The organism is Streptomyces sp. NRRL B-3229 (assembly GCF_000719505.1).
Classification (GTDB): Bacteria; Actinomycetota; Actinomycetes; order Streptomycetales; family Streptomycetaceae; genus Streptomyces; species Streptomyces griseorubiginosus.
Genome location: NZ_JOGP01000150.1, coordinates 1 through 287, shown reverse-complemented (window position 1 = coordinate 287; position 287 = coordinate 1). Strand labels below are relative to the sequence as shown.

Genomic DNA, 287 nt, shown 5'->3' with positions numbered 1-287 from the left:
TGGTGTCGGCCCGCTCCGGTCAGGCGCTGAAGGCGCAGGCCGAGCGGCTGGCCGACCACCTGGAGGGCGGGCAGGCCGACCTGACGGACGTCGCCCATTCGCTGGTCGTCTCTCGTGCGGCTCTGGAGCACAGGGCTGTGGTGGTGGCCTCCGATCGTGAGGAGGCGGTTGCCGGTCTGCGGGCGGTGCCCGCAGAGGTCCCGTCGGTGGGGGGTGGTCGTCTGGCGGTGTTGTTCACCGGTCAGGGGGCTCAGCGGGTCGGTATGGGCCGGGAGTTGTATGCGGCT

General features: G+C 71.8%; 1 protein-coding gene. It reads left to right on the top strand.

Annotated elements, in window-relative coordinates; genetic code table 11:
* The coding region (locus IF54_RS40305) for a hypothetical protein (RefSeq protein ID WP_037821288.1) at window positions 1-287 on the top strand (287 nt) is incomplete at both ends.